The organism is Brevibacillus sp. SKDU10 (assembly GCF_001645205.1).
GTDB classification, from domain to species: domain Bacteria; phylum Bacillota; class Bacilli; order Brevibacillales; family Brevibacillaceae; genus Brevibacillus_B; species Brevibacillus_B halotolerans.
Genome location: NZ_LSSO01000112.1, coordinates 1 through 14,458, shown reverse-complemented (window position 1 = coordinate 14,458; position 14,458 = coordinate 1). Strand labels below are relative to the sequence as shown.

Here is a 14,458-nt window from a genome sequence, read left to right as displayed (position 1 = left end):
GATGATTAAAAAGAATACAATCTTGTATAACTCGTTTTTCTTTTTCCTGCCCCTTTATCTACTGTATATTTATCTAAACACTGAGCGTTTGCATAGCGATTACTTTGGAATAAGATTGATTCCGTTTGAAAAAATCATAGATTTCTTTACACACTTTGAATATTTTAATCGCTATGAATTACTAGGGAAGATTTTGCTTTACATTCCTATTGGGATTCTTATACCTCTGTTATTCAGTTCTATAAACAATATGCTAAGAACCTTTTTGTTTACCCTAATCCTTAGCTTTTTAATAAATTCAGTTAAAATAATAACTCAAGCTGGCTTCTTTGAAATCGACGATATCATCCTGAATGTAATAGGTGGTATGATTGGATTCGTACTTGTTAAGGGCTGGTTTTCATTTATTGCAATTTTGTTTAAACCTAAAGAACCTCAAAAAGAAAGCCGACTGCAACTTTAAGCAGCCGGCTTTTTCCTTAATTTATTTTCGAGCAACGATTACAATCTGGCCTTCTGCTCTAGTACCATCGTTACCTTTACTTAATAAGAAATAGTATTTACCTGGTCCTATATTTACAAATTTATCGGAATCAGATCCATTTAATTTCATTTTTACTTTCCCAATATAACTCTCGAAAATTCCATTCACCCGATAAAGCTCCATAGTAAAGTAAGGTAAATCGGTATCTGGTGTTTCTACATCAGTATAAATATATATACTGTTATAATCAGATTCTAAAACAAACTTATCTGTAGCAACATCTCCTTTTTTTAATTTAAAATCAAAATTATAGTCCATTTGCCAGAATGCTGTAGCAACTTCCTCTAAAAGTGCTTTGCCTGAACTAGCAAATTCAGCAATTTTATCTTCTACTACTTCACCTGCTCTTTCCTTTGCCTCTCTAGCTTTTTCTAATTCTTCTTCTGTAGCAATATGAGTTGACAAACGAATACTATTTTCGCTTATTTCTAGCTCGCTTCTTGTTTTCTCTTCAGATGCAAAGCTGACTGTCGGGATAGTTAAAAGTGATGCTAAGCAAGAAAAAGCAACGATACTTTTAAAGACCTTTTTCAAAATAAGCAACCCCTTGAAATAGAATATTTTTTCAAATGAATTATATTCAATCAATACAATATTTGTAAACATTTTGACAATATACAGCAATTTTTTAATGATTTGACATTCATTACTTCTTAATACAAAACAAAAGAAATGTACCTTTTAAGCAACTACAATATATTACAATTACTACAAATGCCTTTATATGGGGGATCAAAACATGAATAGTTTTTTCAGACCAAGCATTATCGTTTTTCTCATATTTTTTCAATTGGGTATATATTATTGTGCCAAGTGAAAAAAGCAGCTTATTGTCTCCATTTCTTGCGGTTCTAGTATGTTCTACTTTAATTAGCTTGTTCATAGAATGATACTGTTTACTCATTCCCTTAATGTGGTATTATAAGAATACAAGCAACATATAATAAAAAAACCGCAGGTGCGGGAACACCTACGGTTTGTACAATAGTTATCCCTCAATGGGTCGACTCGTTTTAACAGGGAAGTAGGTCATTGAGCTGGGAAACTCAAGGGTGACCTACTTCTTTTTGTTGAAGGACAGTACAGCAGCAATTAATAACCCAAATGTGAGCATTAAAGATATTGCTTTATATGCCCCCCTTCTTTTGAAAATAGGAGTGAGCTTATTTTATAATAAAATAATTTATCACACTAATAAAAAAAGCACCGAATCAGGTGCTTTTTTGCTTATCATTTTACAAGCATGCAGTAAACGGTTTAGTTAATATTATAATAAATAGTTCCGTCAAAGGTAACATCCTTACTGTCCTCATTCACGATATATACATCGTATTTACCCGGGTTAAGGTGCAAAGTTTTAACGGTATGAGTACCATCCGAATACGGAACGATTTTAGAGCCTCCAATTTCAATATAACCTTTTCCAGTTGCCCTTCCGCTAAACGTGATTGTTCCATTTGTTCCAGGTATACTCGCTACTTTTGCACGTTTTTTGCTAACTGATACTGTTTGATTTACAATATAAGTTTCTTTGACTGCCTTGGTTTGTACCAGTTGAGGAGATGTGTTTAATGCTTCTGCAGAGGCAAAACCTGGTGTTATACTAGCAAATAATCCTACAGACATTGCTCCGATTACAAGCTTTTTGAACATCAAATTTCCTCCTTCATTTTCAAAATATTTCCGTTGCATTTTAATAATAACATGAATTTACATAAAAATCCATTTTAAATAATTATAACTCCTACGAATTCCACTGTTTATAATCACCTATAATATGGTATTATAAGAATACAGCAACATATAATAAAAAAACCGCAGGTGCTGTAACACCTACGGTTTGTACAATAGTAATCCCTCAATGGGATTGGCTCAAGTCACGAAGTAAGATCGTCAAGCTTTCCAGGGCTCAATGGCGATCTTACTTTTTTGTCATTTTGACAAATAGCCCAATTAAAGCAATGATAAATGTTCCAAATGCAAACATTACCATAAGCGCTTCGTATACGGACATGAGCATCACCCCCTTGCTACTGTGACATGGGGATGAGCCAAGATCGCCATTGAGAGAGCCTATTCTATTGTACCTAGCCATTATAGCATGAAAATTTTTCCTTTCACTGATAAATTTGCATTTTTTACTATTAGTCATAAACTAATAATATAATTTGAATAGCAAATCGAAAGGAGATAGTCATTTGAGGGTTGGCGCATATCGTCGAGTTTCTACAGAAATGCAACGCGATGACGGAGTATCACTCCAGACACAAGATGAACGACTTAAAGCGTTCATACAGAGCCAAGGCTGGACACTAGTGGCAAATTATGCGGACGAAGGTTATTCTGCTAAAAACATGGATAGACCAGCTCTAAAACGTCTTATAGAAGATATTAAGAACCAAAAAATAGATGTTGTCTTGGTCTATAAATTGGATCGTTTTGTTCGTTCAGTTTCTGACTTACATTACCTCCTACAGGTCATGGATAAGTATGACGTCAAGTTTAAAAGCTGCACAGAAGTATTTGATACTACAAGTGCTACCGGAAGAATGTTTATCACTATAATCGCTACTTTAGCCCAGTGGGAAAGGGAAACTATTGCAGAGCGCGTGTTCGATAACATGTTACATCGAAGCGAACAAGGAAAACGAAATGGTGGCCCTGCCCCCTATGGATATAAACTTGAAGATGGCATTTTAACAATTGATGAAAGCGAAGCAGTATGGGTACGTTATATTTTTCTAAAATACAGAACTAACGGATCACAAAATATTGCAAAGGACCTCAATTGTCGAGGAATTCGCACGGGAAAAGGTGAGGTTTGGAGCGATCATACAGTGCGCTATATTCTGAGGAATCCAATATATGCGGGTTATGTACGCTGGAATAACAGGAGCGCAGCAAAAGGTAAAAATGCTGAAACAGTAATTTCAAAGTACGAACAAGAAAACTTTGAACCTTTGATATCGAAAGATGATTGGGATGAGATACAAGAGTTGATGAAGGAACGTAGTTTTATGGCTTTTAGGTCCGATAATCACTACCCTTTTTCAAGTGTGGCTAAGTGCGAAAAATGCGGACAAGCTTTTACTGGAGGATTTAAGAAAAAGAGAAATGGTGGAATACATCGTTTCTACAAATGTTCTGGTCGATTTCGCACAGGCATATGCAACATACCTGCTATCGCGGAAGAATCAATTGAAAAAGCTTTCTTAGAAACAATGTATTTTTCTGCATACAACGAAAAAGAGTACCTTGCAAAGGAACCGGAAATAGACAAGGAACAAATAAAAAATGAACTTATCCATATCGAAGGGAAAAAGGAACGTATAAAAGAATTATACGTGGATGGAGACATTGCAAAAGGGGATTATAGGAAAAAGATTGCAGAGTTACAGGAAAGAGAAAATGATCTTTTGTTACAGCTAGAAACTGAGGATGTTAGAGCTGATGAGGAAGAAATACGAATGTGGATTAGTAGTGTTAAAGACAATTGGAATACTCTTTCAGACGAATCTAAAAAGGCAGCCGTGCATGCTATTTTCCGTAGCATCACGATAAGAATGGTTAAACCTCCAAAGCCAGGAAAAGGTGCAAAACCTCCTATTGTGGAGATAGTGAATTTTGAATTAAGATAATTTGTTGTTTAATGGGTTACTTGTCGGTGGTTCGGTTCTTCTTGCATAGGGCATCCTTCTAGCGCATAAATTGCACCTTCATCTGTACGGGAATACTCCTCCAAACCACGCTTCAGCATCGTTACGATTGTTGATTTCCCCCCGCTGACCGGGCCCATTAGCAACAGGATTCTTTTTCTTACGTCCAATCTTCTTGCTGCAGAATGGAAGTATTCCTCCACCAGTCGCTCAACACTACGATCTAAACCATAGATTTCACGTCCGAAAAATTTGTAACTCCTGCTACCATCTTCATTTTCTTCAATCCCATGGCTTTTAATCATGTTGTAGACACGTGAATGAGCCGTCTGAGCAATCTGTGGATGTTTGCGGACAAGCTCAAGATATTCAGCAAACGTGCCTTTCCACGTTAACTTTTCTTCACGGGCCCGGTGCTCTGCAATTCTTTGTAAAATATCCATGCAAGTCACTCCTCCCTAAACCAGCCAATTCTCAACTCAAAACTGTAGATTAAATTTTACAAATATATGTCCCGATATTTTTTAGCATTCTTGAGAAACCTCCAAATATCAGGCGAAAATTAGGTTCTCTCCTATGAGTATGCAGATGTGCCCATCATGTTTCACTCAAAGTAGTTAGAAGTTTTCATAAAAGATGAAACAATTCTGTCAAGTCATACAATAGGCAAAAAAGTCAGTCTACGTTATAATGGATGTACTACAGTAAAGAAAGGAGCTCTACTCTATGGGTACGTTTATTGTTGGTGGAGTATTCGTCGTCTTTCTATTCTTCATCTTGACGGCTGGATATAACGAAGATAAGACCTGGAATATGTAAAGTAGAAGTTCGTACGATTCTGTGGCTGTATTCGTTTTTAGGCATTAATACGCTTCTAAATACTTATACTTTTCAAGATATTTTAACGCTTTGATAACCAGACGAGGCACATATTCTGTGAGCTTGGGCTGGTTATTTTTAATAGGTAAGCAAAGGAAAGCTGAATCGACATGCTCCTCGCCAGTTCCTTTGTAGTTGGATTTATCGCTGTTATAACGGTAGCCACAGCCAAATGAACAAATAAAGGAATTATTTGATCAAAACAAGGCAATAATGGCTTACCCCAATTTACTCGGGGGTTTTGTTACACTACGATAGCCATCTAAAATTATCGGGGGTAATGAGGATGATTTCGGACGTGGCATAGTAAAAGTCGGTAAAAATCTGGACGCGATGTAAGTAACCATATAGAAGGAACTTAATGACTCTCTAGCTTGCTTAACAATATTAGGCAACTCATGTCATTCTAAAGAAAACAGCCCTTCCTGTGAAAGCCATAAAAATTTATAACGGTCAAATTTATAGTCAGCGTATTGCTGGTCAAGAAGTAACATCAGCCCTATTACGCCAAGAAAGATTTATCATTATTTCAGAAATCGAGTTACAACGAGGTTCTACCGCTTTAAAAGAATTTTTCATAAAAAAGGCTGCCTTTTTCTGGGCAGCTTAATTTTTTGGTTAATTCTCTGTTCTTTATCTTTTTTGTTCTTTGCCTTTTTTGTTCTTTGCCTTTTTTGTTCTTTGTCTTATTCATTCCCAGTCTTATTCGTACTTCTATTAATAATTGCTAAGCTTTAGCAAAAACACCTTGACGATTTATAATTGCTTGATATAATTCCTCAATCGTCCCTCGTTGATCTACCTGATAGGTAGGCTCCCCACGATCCTCCATATAATTGGTCACCAAAAATGTTTTTACACCCAATTGACTTGCTACCATGTCTTCCTGCATATGATTTCCTACCATGATGCACTCTTCTGGTGCTACTTGTAGACGCTCACATACTTCACGATAATACTCCAGATTGGGTTTTGTGAAATGAGATGTCTCATATACCGTTACCCATTCAAAATCTTCAGGTGTTAATTCAAGCCACGCCAATCTCCCGTATATAGCTTCTTTTGGAAAAACAGGGTTTGTAGTAACAGCAACACGATAACCTGCCTCTTTCGCTGCTTCCACTAATTTTTTCCCCCATGGTGATGGATTGGTGTAGTGTGATAAATTTGGAAATAGCTCCACATAAAATTTTTCAAAGATCGGCCATACATCTTCTTTCTTCGTGCCACTCTTTTTAACGAAATTCTCAATGAATATCTGTTCGTTGGTTTTATCTGCTTCCTTATTAATAATCATTGCTTTTGTTGAATCCCATAGCCAACTAATCAATTGCTTTGATTCAAAGGCATCTCCTACAAACTTAGCTAACTCTTTTAGATAGTTCTCCACGAATTGATCAGTATGCATTTCTAATAATGTTCCATCTAGGTCAAAAAAAACTGTGGTTGCCTGTGACATAAGTTCCTCCCTTTGAATACCCTACCTTATATTTATCTACAGAAAAACAACAAGCTAGTTTAATCCAATCCTGGAAAGCCAATCTGCCGTAGCCCTTCAAAAGTAACAATGGCTGCACAATTTGATAAATTCATAGATCTGGTTGCGCCTCCCATAGGAATACGAACAATTTGACTAGGATCGTATCTGTCCATAATTTCTTGTGGGATGCCACTAGTTTCTTTACCCAAGATAATAAAATCGCCAGGTTGAAAAGCGATATCGCTATAAGACCTTGTCCCATTTGTCTCTACAAAGAAAAAACGATCTGTTTTATGCTCATGAACTTGGGCGAAATGATCAAAATTATCGTAGTAGCTGATATTTACTGCATGCCAATAATCCAATCCCGCTCGTTTAAGAGCTTTGTCGTCAGTTGAAAAGCCAAGCGGACGTATAAGATGCAAATGAACACCAGTAGCTGCGCAAGTTCTAGCAATATTCCCTGTATTGGCTGGAATTAATGGTTCATGTAGTACGATGTGTAAAGACATAGACGCTATCTCTCCTCTAACAAACTCATTATCATCTTATCGTAAAAAAGATAATTCCGATATGCTTGAAAAAAGCTTTAGAAAGAAAACCCTAAAGAACAGCTTCCCCCCAATTCAAAAGAAGCAAACTACTCTTTAGGGTTCTTGACCATTCTTAGTAATTTTGTAAGTATCAAATCATTTGATAAAAAAAGCACTTTTTTAGGTTTTTCTTATTTGAACCTTTTCTGTAGCAACATACAAAGTAATGTTTTAATTATCGATGGCCATTACATGAAAGAAGCGATACTTAATAGCAGGTGTATAAGCTGTAGAATCTAAGTACTCCCAATAGCGATACTGCGCATTAAACGTGTGCGCATTCACTAACGGAAATCCCTGCTCATCCTTTGCTACAACAATTGTATTATGATCCCATCTCCCATCCCCAGTAAAATCATAACAAATGATATCACCGAGTTCCAATTCCTGCGGAGTTTCTCTTTGTTGAGCATAAAAAGGAGCCCCTCCTTTTGCCAATAATGATTCTAGACCATTTGCAATGGCCCAACTAAAACTCCATCCCTCTTTCCGATGACGATACCACCATCCTTTGGCCCTACTATTAGTAAATATCATAGGAATTCCACCTGCATGCAAGCATTGAGAAATAAAGTTGGTACAATCATCCTGAAAATAAGGATATGCCGGGTTAGGAGTTTCCCAATACGTATTTGCATAAGCAACAGCGGCTTCCCGGTTATAACGATAGGATAGAACAACAGGATGGATTTTTGAATTCACTACATCATTAGGCAAATTATTATGTGAGGAACTACCCTTCTCTTGGTTATTGTTCATGGAATTTGCCAAATCAGAATCATTGCCATGAAATAACGGCATTGGCATCCCCCACACCTGTTCGAATTTCCACAGGCTTCCGTCATCAGAGATTAATTTTATCTGTTCGTTGGTCTGTACTTCATAAAACTCAAGAGGGGCAGATGGAGTCGGTCTGTAATAAATCCTCCTATGAAGAAGTCCTGATACTATAACATTTGAAGAGCACACAGCCTCATAAATAGGTGTTAGCTTTGTATGAACCGCATGCAATGACCAGCTTTCGGGATCGTATTGTACATTCCTCCATTGAAGCCAAGCTTCCTGCCAATACCTAAACGCTTTCTTTGTTTCTTCCGTAAGTTTCATTTGTTGGGGCGAAATAGAAAAATTCAGGCTTAGAAGTGCCTTGTCTATTTCTTCGAGATATTGGTTTACCTCAGTTCTCCAAGCTTCTCCCACCATATTACGTATGCTCCCTTCCATTTCGGGATGTACGCTTCCGATCAAGCATTTCAACGTAGAGCATTCTTAATCGGGCAACTAGCATCTATTGCTAATTATATGGTTAAGAGCCTTGACCCATGAGCATGCAATCCACACAGCATTCAGCTAGTAAACCTATTTCATTGTTTCTGTTATTTATCAATCGGTAATACCCCTTCTAAAGAAAGTAATTGTTCCTTAATGGATAGCCCTCCACCATAGCCGACCAAGGATCCATCCGCTCCAATTACTCGATGGCATGGAACAAGTACCGATACTGGATTTTTGTTGTTAGCCCCTCCTACTGCTCTTACTGCCTTATCTGAACCAATAAAACAAGCAATTTCTTTATAAGAGCGTGTCTCACCGTAAGGAATAGTAAGTAATGCATTCCAAACCTTTTTCTGAAACACTGTTCCATGCAAGTCTATAGGAAAAGTAAATGTTTTACGTTTTCCTTGGAAATACTCCTGCAATTGTTGGTGGAGCTTATGGTGTTTTTCTGGTGTAGGACGATCTGCTAAGGTAAATTGCCGTTTTTTTGCCCAGCTTTGGACGGCAAGCATGCTTTCCTTATCTTGTCCAAATTGGATATAACAAACACCAATTTGATTCGTAACTAAAATCAATCCCCCAATAGGTGCATCCATATAAGAGTAATACAATACATTCATCCTTACTCTCTCCTTTATATTTAGCATTGTTATGTGCTAGATATTACGGAAGCAACCCTCTAGGTATTATTGTTCGCTGTCACGTTTTTTCCTTCTAGCTTTTTTAATGCTTTTTGTATCTCTTGCAAAACAGACTCATCTTGTTCCTTGAGATTGGCTAGTTCCAATGCTTCCATTGCTAACTCTCCACCAATTCGTCCTAATGCCCACGCAGAGGTTCCTCGGATAACGGGGCGTAAATCTTTATTCAAAAGCTCGATTAGATCTGGAACTGCTGACTTATCTCTAAAATGTGCTAAACCCAAAATGGCATTTCTTTGTATAGGCTTTTTACCGCGCCAAGCTGCTGCCGATTTTCCAAACCTTGCTTTAAATTCTTTATTTCCAATTGTAAGTAGGGGCTTTAGCAAAGGTTTAACTAGCTCTGGGTCTGGTAAAGTTTCCGGGTGATGTGTAAAGTTCATCCCTTTATTTTTAGGGCATACCGTCTGACAGGTATCACAACCATATAATCTATTGCCTATTTTTTCACGGAATTCCTCTGGTATTTCGTCCTTCACTTGAGTAAGAAACGCTACACATCTCTGTGAATTTAGTTGCCCACCTTGAACTAAGGCCTGCGTTGGGCAAGTATCCAAACAAAGTGTACAGTCTCCACACTGATCCTCTATTGGCTGATCGGATGGTAACGGTAGGTTCGTGATCATCTCGCCTAGATAGACATAAGAACCGAATTCTGGGGTAATAATGGAGCAATTTTTCCCTACCCATCCTATTCCCGCTCTTTCAGCTACAGCTCGATCAGACAGGACACCTGTATCTACCATAGAATCTAAACGTGCTTCTGGTTCCAGTGTTTGAATAAAATCGGCAAGTTGGTTCAATTTATCACGCAGAATGTGATGATAATCTAACCCCCATGCAGAGCGGGCTAAAATCCCTCTATACGCCTCAGGCTCTGATTTTGGAAAATTGGTCATCTTGGAGGGATAGGCAATAGCAATAGCGATGATAGAACGTGCTCCCTCAAGAGTAAGCTCAGGATACACACGCTTATCAATGTCCTTCTCTTCAAAACCTGACTCATATCCTTTTTCACGATGAACGATCAGTCTGTCTTTTAATTCTAAAAAGGGATCTGCTGAGGTAAATCCTATTTTATCAATGCCTATTTCTGCTGCATAGCGTTGAATGGTTTCTTTTATTTGTTGCCAATATGCTGTGTCTAATGATGGATTCACCGGTGTTTAATCGCTCCTGTGGCCAATTCGTCGCAACGATTATTCCATTCATTGTCAGCATGGCCCTTTACTTTTACATAGCTAACCTGATGAATTTCCATGAGTGACAGAAGCTCTTTCCATAGCTCCTGATTCTCCACAGGTTGGTTTTTGCTATTTTTCCATCCTCGCTGCACCCAGCCCACATGCCAACGCTGTTGAAAACAATTTACAACATAGGCACTATCGCTATATATCGTAACCTTGCAGGGCTCCTTAAGAACCTTTAAAGCTTCGATAACAGCCTGCAATTCCATTCGATTATTTGTCGTTTGCTCAGCTGATCCTGACATCTCTTTTTTATGTTCACCATAAAACAGAACCGCTCCCCAGCCACCTGGACCAGGATTACCCGAGCATGCTCCGTCTGTATAAATTGTTACTTCCTTCATCGTCGTTCCGTTCCCTCCTTGGTTTCTATTTCTATTGTATAAAAGGACAGAGCCCTCTACAAAAATATTTCACTGAAATCTCTTACCTCATGTTACGTGATCTACTACGTAAAAACAAATGATTTCCCCTTTATTCCCATGTTTGTTATTGGCTTTTCCATGATCTGATTAAACATGCTGTATGTCGTTTGAACATGTACTAAAAAGCTTATAGTGCTGACGGAATTTTATATGTTTCTAAAGAGTGATATACTATTTTATAATTTTGTATTTGAAAGGAGCATTTTTCATGTACATAACCATTGATTCTAATCTGTTAGAGAAGCTTCCTGGTTTTTCTTTGGGAATGATTCATTATTCGGGAATGTCCCTCTCTAGCTCTCCCAAAATGCTAATGGGTCGCATGAATTATTTTATTGAATCTCTGCGTATAGAGCATTCTCTTGAAAGCATGAAGAATATCCCTAATTTAAGCTACTGGCGTGCAGGGTTTAAAACACTAGGTATTGATCCTAGTCGATACCGCCCTTCTTCTGAGGCGTTACTGCGCCGAATTCTGCAAGGAAATCCCTTTCATTGGGTAAATTCCGCAGTAGATGTAAATAACTTTTTATCAATTACGCATTTTCTTCCTTTTGGTCTATATGATGTTCACAAGCTACAACTTCCAATACGTTGTCAATTAGGTACAGAAAACGATGTTTATTCAGCTCTAAATGGACGTGACGTTACTATGAACGGAAAAATAATTTTAGCTGATGAGAATGGAGCATTTGGTAGCCCTATTGTTGATTCTCTCCGAACCAGTGTAACAACTGACAGTACAGAGCTCATACAGATCATCTTTATTCCACCAAATGTTTCACCAAACGAACAGGAAAAAATAATTGGTTCCTCAGCTAGAATGATGATCGAGATCAATGGCGGTGACATTGTTGAATCCGCAATTATTTCAACAATGTAAATCAAAAAAGACGAATTGCCTAGGAAGCAGATTCGTCTTTTTTTGTCTCTACAGTTTGTACCGCACGATTAGGATAAATAACATGTTCTAATAACAAAACTAATAGCACACCCACTAGGAGTCCATTACTACATAAGAAACTCAGCATAGGATGCAGAGTTCGCCACGCATCAGGGGCAACAAACATGATACCTAATCCCAATAATAAAGAACATCCTACCACAATAATAGTTCGTTCATTAAAAGGAATTCTTTTAAAATCTCGTAAACCAAATCCTAGGATTTGGGCATACGCAACAAACATAGCTGCATAGGCAACTGGTGTTGGCAAGGTTGCTAGTATATTAGAAATAGAAGGAAGAAGTCCAATTATCATCATCAAAGACATAGCTAAAATAAAGGGTAATCTAGATGCAATCCTTGTCGTTTGTATAAACGCCGCAGCAAGTGTGAGTGGTATCATTCCCACAACCCCTGCCAATCCAGATATTAGATGGGACACACCTGTAAATACTCCACCTTTATCAAAGTGTCTCTTTTCCGCCTTTTCTTCCGTTGTTTCACCAATTACTGCAATGCTAGTTATTAAATTAGTTAAAAGAATTAGAGTTGTAAGTACACATGTTATTACAATCCCTAGATCCCAATGAAACGGTCCCCAGAAAAACAACCGAGGTAAAGTTATCAAAGTCGATGATTCTCTAATAGGATCTGTCCAGCCCATTAAAGCATATGTTCCCCAACCTGCCAACATTCCGATTAATACTGCAAAGCTAGCAACAGCTTTTATTTTTTGACATAGTAACACAATCATAATAATAGCAATAGAGGCTAAGGCAATACTGGGAAGTACAGTAGTTGAACCATGATACCCTACTCCTAGCATCCCTTTAATAAAATTACTAGCTAGTGATATTGCTAGTAAAATCATATAGGTCCCGGTTACAGCAGGGGTAAAAAGCTTCTGCAATTTACTTATAGACTTGGTGAAGCCTAAAATTAAAAAGATCAAACCCGAGATGACCATCCCTACCTGGAAGGATTGTCCTATTTCCATTGGAGCTAATCCCATTGTAACACCTATTTGACCTAACATAAGAAAAATACTCCACCATAACCCTGCAGGTGCCTCCATCATAGGATATCTATGACCAATCCAAGCCTGGATAAGGGAGGCTAATCCAATATAAAACAAAGTCTGTTGAATAAATAAAGCTGTTTGGGCTTCGCTTAAACCATAAGCTTCGCCAATGACAATAGGTACTGCAATGCTACACGAAAGAGTTACAATAAACCACTGCACAGCTGCCGGTATTGTTACCTTCCAAGGTGGTGTACTATTTAAGCCGTACTTCACACCGTCTTCCCCCTTACCATCTTCCTATCAAATGACTCTGAATTTATATTCGAATCAAAATAACCTGTGTTGTAAGCATTAATATAGCAATAAAAGCAAAAATGCTTTCTTCTCTATTGAAGAAAGCATTTCCTTTACGTATGGTGCCGGTAGAGGGACTTGAACCCCCACGGTTTCCCTCACGATTTTGAGTCGCGCGCGTCTGCCAATTCCGCCATACCGGCATGTTCAATTTCAAATAACCATTTCAATCCATTATTCTATAAATCTATCATATTTTCCTATAAAAATCAACATATATTATCAATGCTTGTAGAAAAATACCAAATCGTTTGAAATGGAGGAGGTACCCGGATTTGAACCGGGGATGAGGGTTTTGCAGACCCGTGCCTTACCACTTGGCTATACCTCCATATATGGAGCGGACGACGGGTCTCGAACCCGCGACCTTCGCCTTGGCAAGGCGACGCTCTACCAATTGAGCTACGTCCGCATAAAAAATGGGGCGATCGATGGGAATCGAACCCACGAGTGTCGGAGCCACAATCCGATGCGTTAACCACTTCGCCACGACCGCCATATTAACATTATAGTGGCAGGGGCAGTAGGAATCGAACCCACGCCAAAAGTTTTGGAGACTTTTGTTCTACCATTAAACTATGCCCCTACATAATAAAGGTGGCTCGGGACGGAATCGAACCGCCGACACGAGGATTTTCAGTCCTCTGCTCTACCGACTGAGCTACCGAGCCAAACATACTTGCCATACTTTTAATCAGAAATGGCGGAGCTGACGGGACTCGAACCCGCGACCTCCGGTGTGACAGACCGGCGTGAACTCCAACTTCACCACAGCTCCATATTTTGGTTGCGGGGACAGGATTTGAACCTGCGACCTTCGGGTTATGAGCCCGACGAGCTACCGAGCTGCTCCACCCCGCGACAATAAAAATTAAAATGGTGGAGGATGACGGGATCGAACCGCCGACCCTCTGCTTGTAAGGCAGATGCTCTCCCAGCTGAGCTAATCCTCCAGATAAATGGTGACCCGTAGGGGATTCGAACCCCTGTATGACAGCGTGAAAGGCTGCTGTGTTAAACCGCTTCACCAACGGGCCAAATTATGGCGGATGGAGTGGGATTTGAACCCACGAGACGAGTTGTCCCCGCCTACACGATTTCCAATCGTGCTCCTTCGGCCTCTCGGACATCCATCCATATGGCTCCTCAGGACGGACTCGAACCGCCAGCCTACCGGTTAACAGCCGGTTGCTCCACCATTGAGCTACTGAGGAACAATGTAAAAGAATTGTTCTTTCAAAACTGGATAATGAAAGTCAGCATAAAGGCAATGTGGATAAGTCCTCGACCGATTAGTATTCGTCAGCTCCATGCATTACTGCACTTCCACACCA

Annotated in this window: 15 protein-coding genes, 12 tRNA genes and 1 pseudogene; 4 read left to right on the top strand and 24 right to left on the bottom strand. The window is 38.9% G+C overall.

Going from position 1 to position 14,458, the window contains the following annotated elements; genetic code table 11:
- Window position 1 precedes the first annotated feature (1 nt).
- Window positions 2-463: a VanZ family protein gene (locus tag AYJ08_RS06275; RefSeq protein ID WP_064017001.1), complete on the top strand. Its 462-nt coding sequence runs from the start codon at window positions 2-4 to the stop codon at window positions 461-463.
- 21 nt (window positions 464-484) lie between these two features.
- Here the strand turns inward: AYJ08_RS06275 and AYJ08_RS06270 are convergent, their stop codons facing one another.
- From AYJ08_RS06270 to AYJ08_RS23895, 4 genes are all read right to left on the bottom strand, one after another.
- Window positions 485-1,078 (bottom strand): hypothetical protein, encoded by a 594-nt coding sequence (locus AYJ08_RS06270; RefSeq protein ID WP_157452809.1) that lies wholly within the window; start codon window positions 1,076-1,078, stop codon window positions 485-487.
- 523 nt (window positions 1,079-1,601) lie between these two features.
- On the bottom strand, window positions 1,602-1,697 hold the full coding sequence (locus tag AYJ08_RS24890; protein WP_483295058.1) for a hypothetical protein: 96 nt from the start codon (window positions 1,695-1,697) through the stop codon (window positions 1,602-1,604).
- 104 nt (window positions 1,698-1,801) lie between these two features.
- Entirely contained in the window at window positions 1,802-2,197 is a 396-nt protein-coding gene (locus AYJ08_RS06255) for a hypothetical protein (RefSeq protein ID WP_064016997.1), read from the bottom strand.
- A gap of 268 nt (window positions 2,198-2,465) precedes the next feature.
- Complete coding sequence (locus AYJ08_RS23895; protein ID WP_161555160.1) at window positions 2,466-2,558, bottom strand: putative holin-like toxin; 93 nt, start codon at window positions 2,556-2,558, stop codon at window positions 2,466-2,468.
- 184 nt (window positions 2,559-2,742) lie between these two features.
- Between AYJ08_RS23895 and AYJ08_RS06250 the strand changes: the two genes are divergently transcribed.
- Complete coding sequence (locus AYJ08_RS06250; protein ID WP_064016996.1) at window positions 2,743-4,182, top strand: recombinase family protein; 1,440 nt, start codon at window positions 2,743-2,745, stop codon at window positions 4,180-4,182.
- A 26-nt stretch (window positions 4,183-4,208) separates the two neighbouring features.
- On the opposite strand, the pseudogene AYJ08_RS06245 reads toward AYJ08_RS06250, so the two are convergent.
- Window positions 4,209-4,643, bottom strand: a pseudogene (locus tag AYJ08_RS06245) (protein prkA); the annotation flags it as partial.
- An 863-nt stretch (window positions 4,644-5,506) separates the two neighbouring features.
- Here AYJ08_RS06245 and AYJ08_RS23890 point away from each other — a divergent pair.
- Window positions 5,507-5,689, top strand: coding sequence for a hypothetical protein (locus tag AYJ08_RS23890; RefSeq protein ID WP_197490604.1), 183 nt, complete (start codon window positions 5,507-5,509; stop codon window positions 5,687-5,689).
- 117 nt (window positions 5,690-5,806) lie between these two features.
- On the opposite strand, the gene AYJ08_RS06240 is transcribed toward AYJ08_RS23890, so the two are convergent.
- The 6 genes from AYJ08_RS06240 to rnhA all read right to left on the bottom strand — a co-directional run bounded on the left by AYJ08_RS06240 (window position 5,807) and on the right by rnhA (window position 10,722).
- A complete protein-coding gene (locus AYJ08_RS06240) occupies window positions 5,807-6,538 on the bottom strand; it encodes an HAD family hydrolase (protein WP_031411399.1) in 732 nt (243 codons plus the stop codon).
- Between the two features lie 59 nt (window positions 6,539-6,597).
- Entirely contained in the window at window positions 6,598-7,071 is a 474-nt protein-coding gene (locus AYJ08_RS06235; RefSeq protein ID WP_003335381.1) for a tRNA (cytidine(34)-2'-O)-methyltransferase, read from the bottom strand.
- A gap of 252 nt (window positions 7,072-7,323) precedes the next feature.
- The gene (locus tag AYJ08_RS06230; protein WP_064016994.1) at window positions 7,324-8,355 is read right to left on the bottom strand and encodes an amidase domain-containing protein; all 1,032 of its coding nucleotides are present in this window, start codon (window positions 8,353-8,355) and stop codon (window positions 7,324-7,326) included.
- A 173-nt stretch (window positions 8,356-8,528) separates the two neighbouring features.
- The gene (locus AYJ08_RS06225; protein WP_064016993.1) at window positions 8,529-9,050 is read right to left on the bottom strand and encodes a methylated-DNA--[protein]-cysteine S-methyltransferase; all 522 of its coding nucleotides are present in this window, start codon (window positions 9,048-9,050) and stop codon (window positions 8,529-8,531) included.
- 59 nt (window positions 9,051-9,109) lie between these two features.
- On the bottom strand, window positions 9,110-10,291 hold the full coding sequence (queG, locus tag AYJ08_RS06220) for a tRNA epoxyqueuosine(34) reductase QueG (protein ID WP_064016992.1): 1,182 nt from the start codon (window positions 10,289-10,291) through the stop codon (window positions 9,110-9,112).
- The gene (gene rnhA, locus AYJ08_RS06215; RefSeq protein WP_003335386.1) at window positions 10,288-10,722 is read right to left on the bottom strand and encodes a ribonuclease HI; all 435 of its coding nucleotides are present in this window, start codon (window positions 10,720-10,722) and stop codon (window positions 10,288-10,290) included. The genes queG and rnhA overlap by 4 nt, the downstream gene beginning before the upstream one ends.
- Window positions 10,723-11,011: 289 nt before the next feature.
- On the opposite strand from rnhA, the gene AYJ08_RS06210 reads away from it, so the two are divergent.
- Window positions 11,012-11,686, top strand: coding sequence for a B3/B4 domain-containing protein (locus AYJ08_RS06210; protein WP_064016991.1), 675 nt, complete (start codon window positions 11,012-11,014; stop codon window positions 11,684-11,686).
- A gap of 19 nt (window positions 11,687-11,705) precedes the next feature.
- On the opposite strand, the gene AYJ08_RS06205 is transcribed toward AYJ08_RS06210, so the two are convergent.
- The 13 genes from AYJ08_RS06205 to AYJ08_RS06145 form a co-directional block, all read right to left on the bottom strand.
- Window positions 11,706-13,043 carry a purine/pyrimidine permease gene (locus AYJ08_RS06205; RefSeq protein WP_064016990.1) on the bottom strand — a complete coding sequence of 446 codons (1,338 nt, stop codon included), beginning with the start codon at window positions 13,041-13,043 and terminating at the stop codon, window positions 11,706-11,708.
- Window positions 13,044-13,184: 141 nt separating this feature from the next.
- Window positions 13,185-13,267: transfer RNA gene (locus tag AYJ08_RS06200), tRNA-Leu, on the bottom strand.
- Window positions 13,268-13,381: 114 nt separating this feature from the next.
- Window positions 13,382-13,455: transfer RNA gene (locus AYJ08_RS06195), tRNA-Cys, on the bottom strand.
- Window positions 13,456-13,460: 5 nt separating this feature from the next.
- A tRNA-Gly gene (locus tag AYJ08_RS06190) sits at window positions 13,461-13,536 on the bottom strand.
- 8 nt (window positions 13,537-13,544) lie between these two features.
- Window positions 13,545-13,620 (bottom strand) — tRNA-His (locus AYJ08_RS06185).
- A gap of 16 nt (window positions 13,621-13,636) precedes the next feature.
- Window positions 13,637-13,710, bottom strand: a tRNA-Trp gene (locus AYJ08_RS06180).
- Window positions 13,711-13,722: 12 nt separating this feature from the next.
- Window positions 13,723-13,795: transfer RNA gene (locus AYJ08_RS06175), tRNA-Phe, on the bottom strand.
- Window positions 13,796-13,825: 30 nt separating this feature from the next.
- Window positions 13,826-13,902, bottom strand: a tRNA-Asp gene (locus AYJ08_RS06170).
- Between the two features lie 6 nt (window positions 13,903-13,908).
- Window positions 13,909-13,985 (bottom strand) — tRNA-Met (locus AYJ08_RS06165).
- Between the two features lie 16 nt (window positions 13,986-14,001).
- A tRNA-Val gene (locus AYJ08_RS06160) sits at window positions 14,002-14,077 on the bottom strand.
- A 7-nt stretch (window positions 14,078-14,084) separates the two neighbouring features.
- A tRNA-Glu gene (locus tag AYJ08_RS06155) sits at window positions 14,085-14,161 on the bottom strand.
- A gap of 6 nt (window positions 14,162-14,167) precedes the next feature.
- Window positions 14,168-14,260 (bottom strand) — tRNA-Ser (locus AYJ08_RS06150).
- A 3-nt stretch (window positions 14,261-14,263) separates the two neighbouring features.
- Window positions 14,264-14,338: transfer RNA gene (locus AYJ08_RS06145), tRNA-Asn, on the bottom strand.
- Window positions 14,339-14,458: the final 120 nt, after the last annotated feature.

Excerpts from the sequence above, each read along its gene's own strand:
- AYJ08_RS06275 (WP_064017001.1), top strand. The coding sequence starts at position 2 with ATGATTAAAAAGAATACAATCTTGTATAACTCGTTTTTCTTTTTCCTG.
- AYJ08_RS06255 (WP_064016997.1), bottom strand. The coding sequence starts at position 2,197 with ATGTTCAAAAAGCTTGTAATCGGAGCAATGTCTGTAGGATTATTTGCT.
- AYJ08_RS23895 (WP_161555160.1), bottom strand. The coding sequence starts at position 2,558 with ATGTCCGTATACGAAGCGCTTATGGTAATGTTTGCATTTGGAACATTT.
- AYJ08_RS06240 (WP_031411399.1), bottom strand. The coding sequence starts at position 6,538 with ATGTCACAGGCAACCACAGTTTTTTTTGACCTAGATGGAACATTATTA.
- AYJ08_RS06235 (WP_003335381.1), bottom strand. The coding sequence starts at position 7,071 with ATGTCTTTACACATCGTACTACATGAACCATTAATTCCAGCCAATACA.
- AYJ08_RS06230 (WP_064016994.1), bottom strand. The coding sequence starts at position 8,355 with ATGGTGGGAGAAGCTTGGAGAACTGAGGTAAACCAATATCTCGAAGAA.
- AYJ08_RS06225 (WP_064016993.1), bottom strand. The coding sequence starts at position 9,050 with ATGAATGTATTGTATTACTCTTATATGGATGCACCTATTGGGGGATTG.
- rnhA (WP_003335386.1), bottom strand. The coding sequence starts at position 10,722 with ATGAAGGAAGTAACAATTTATACAGACGGAGCATGCTCGGGTAATCCT.
- AYJ08_RS06210 (WP_064016991.1), top strand. The coding sequence starts at position 11,012 with ATGTACATAACCATTGATTCTAATCTGTTAGAGAAGCTTCCTGGTTTT.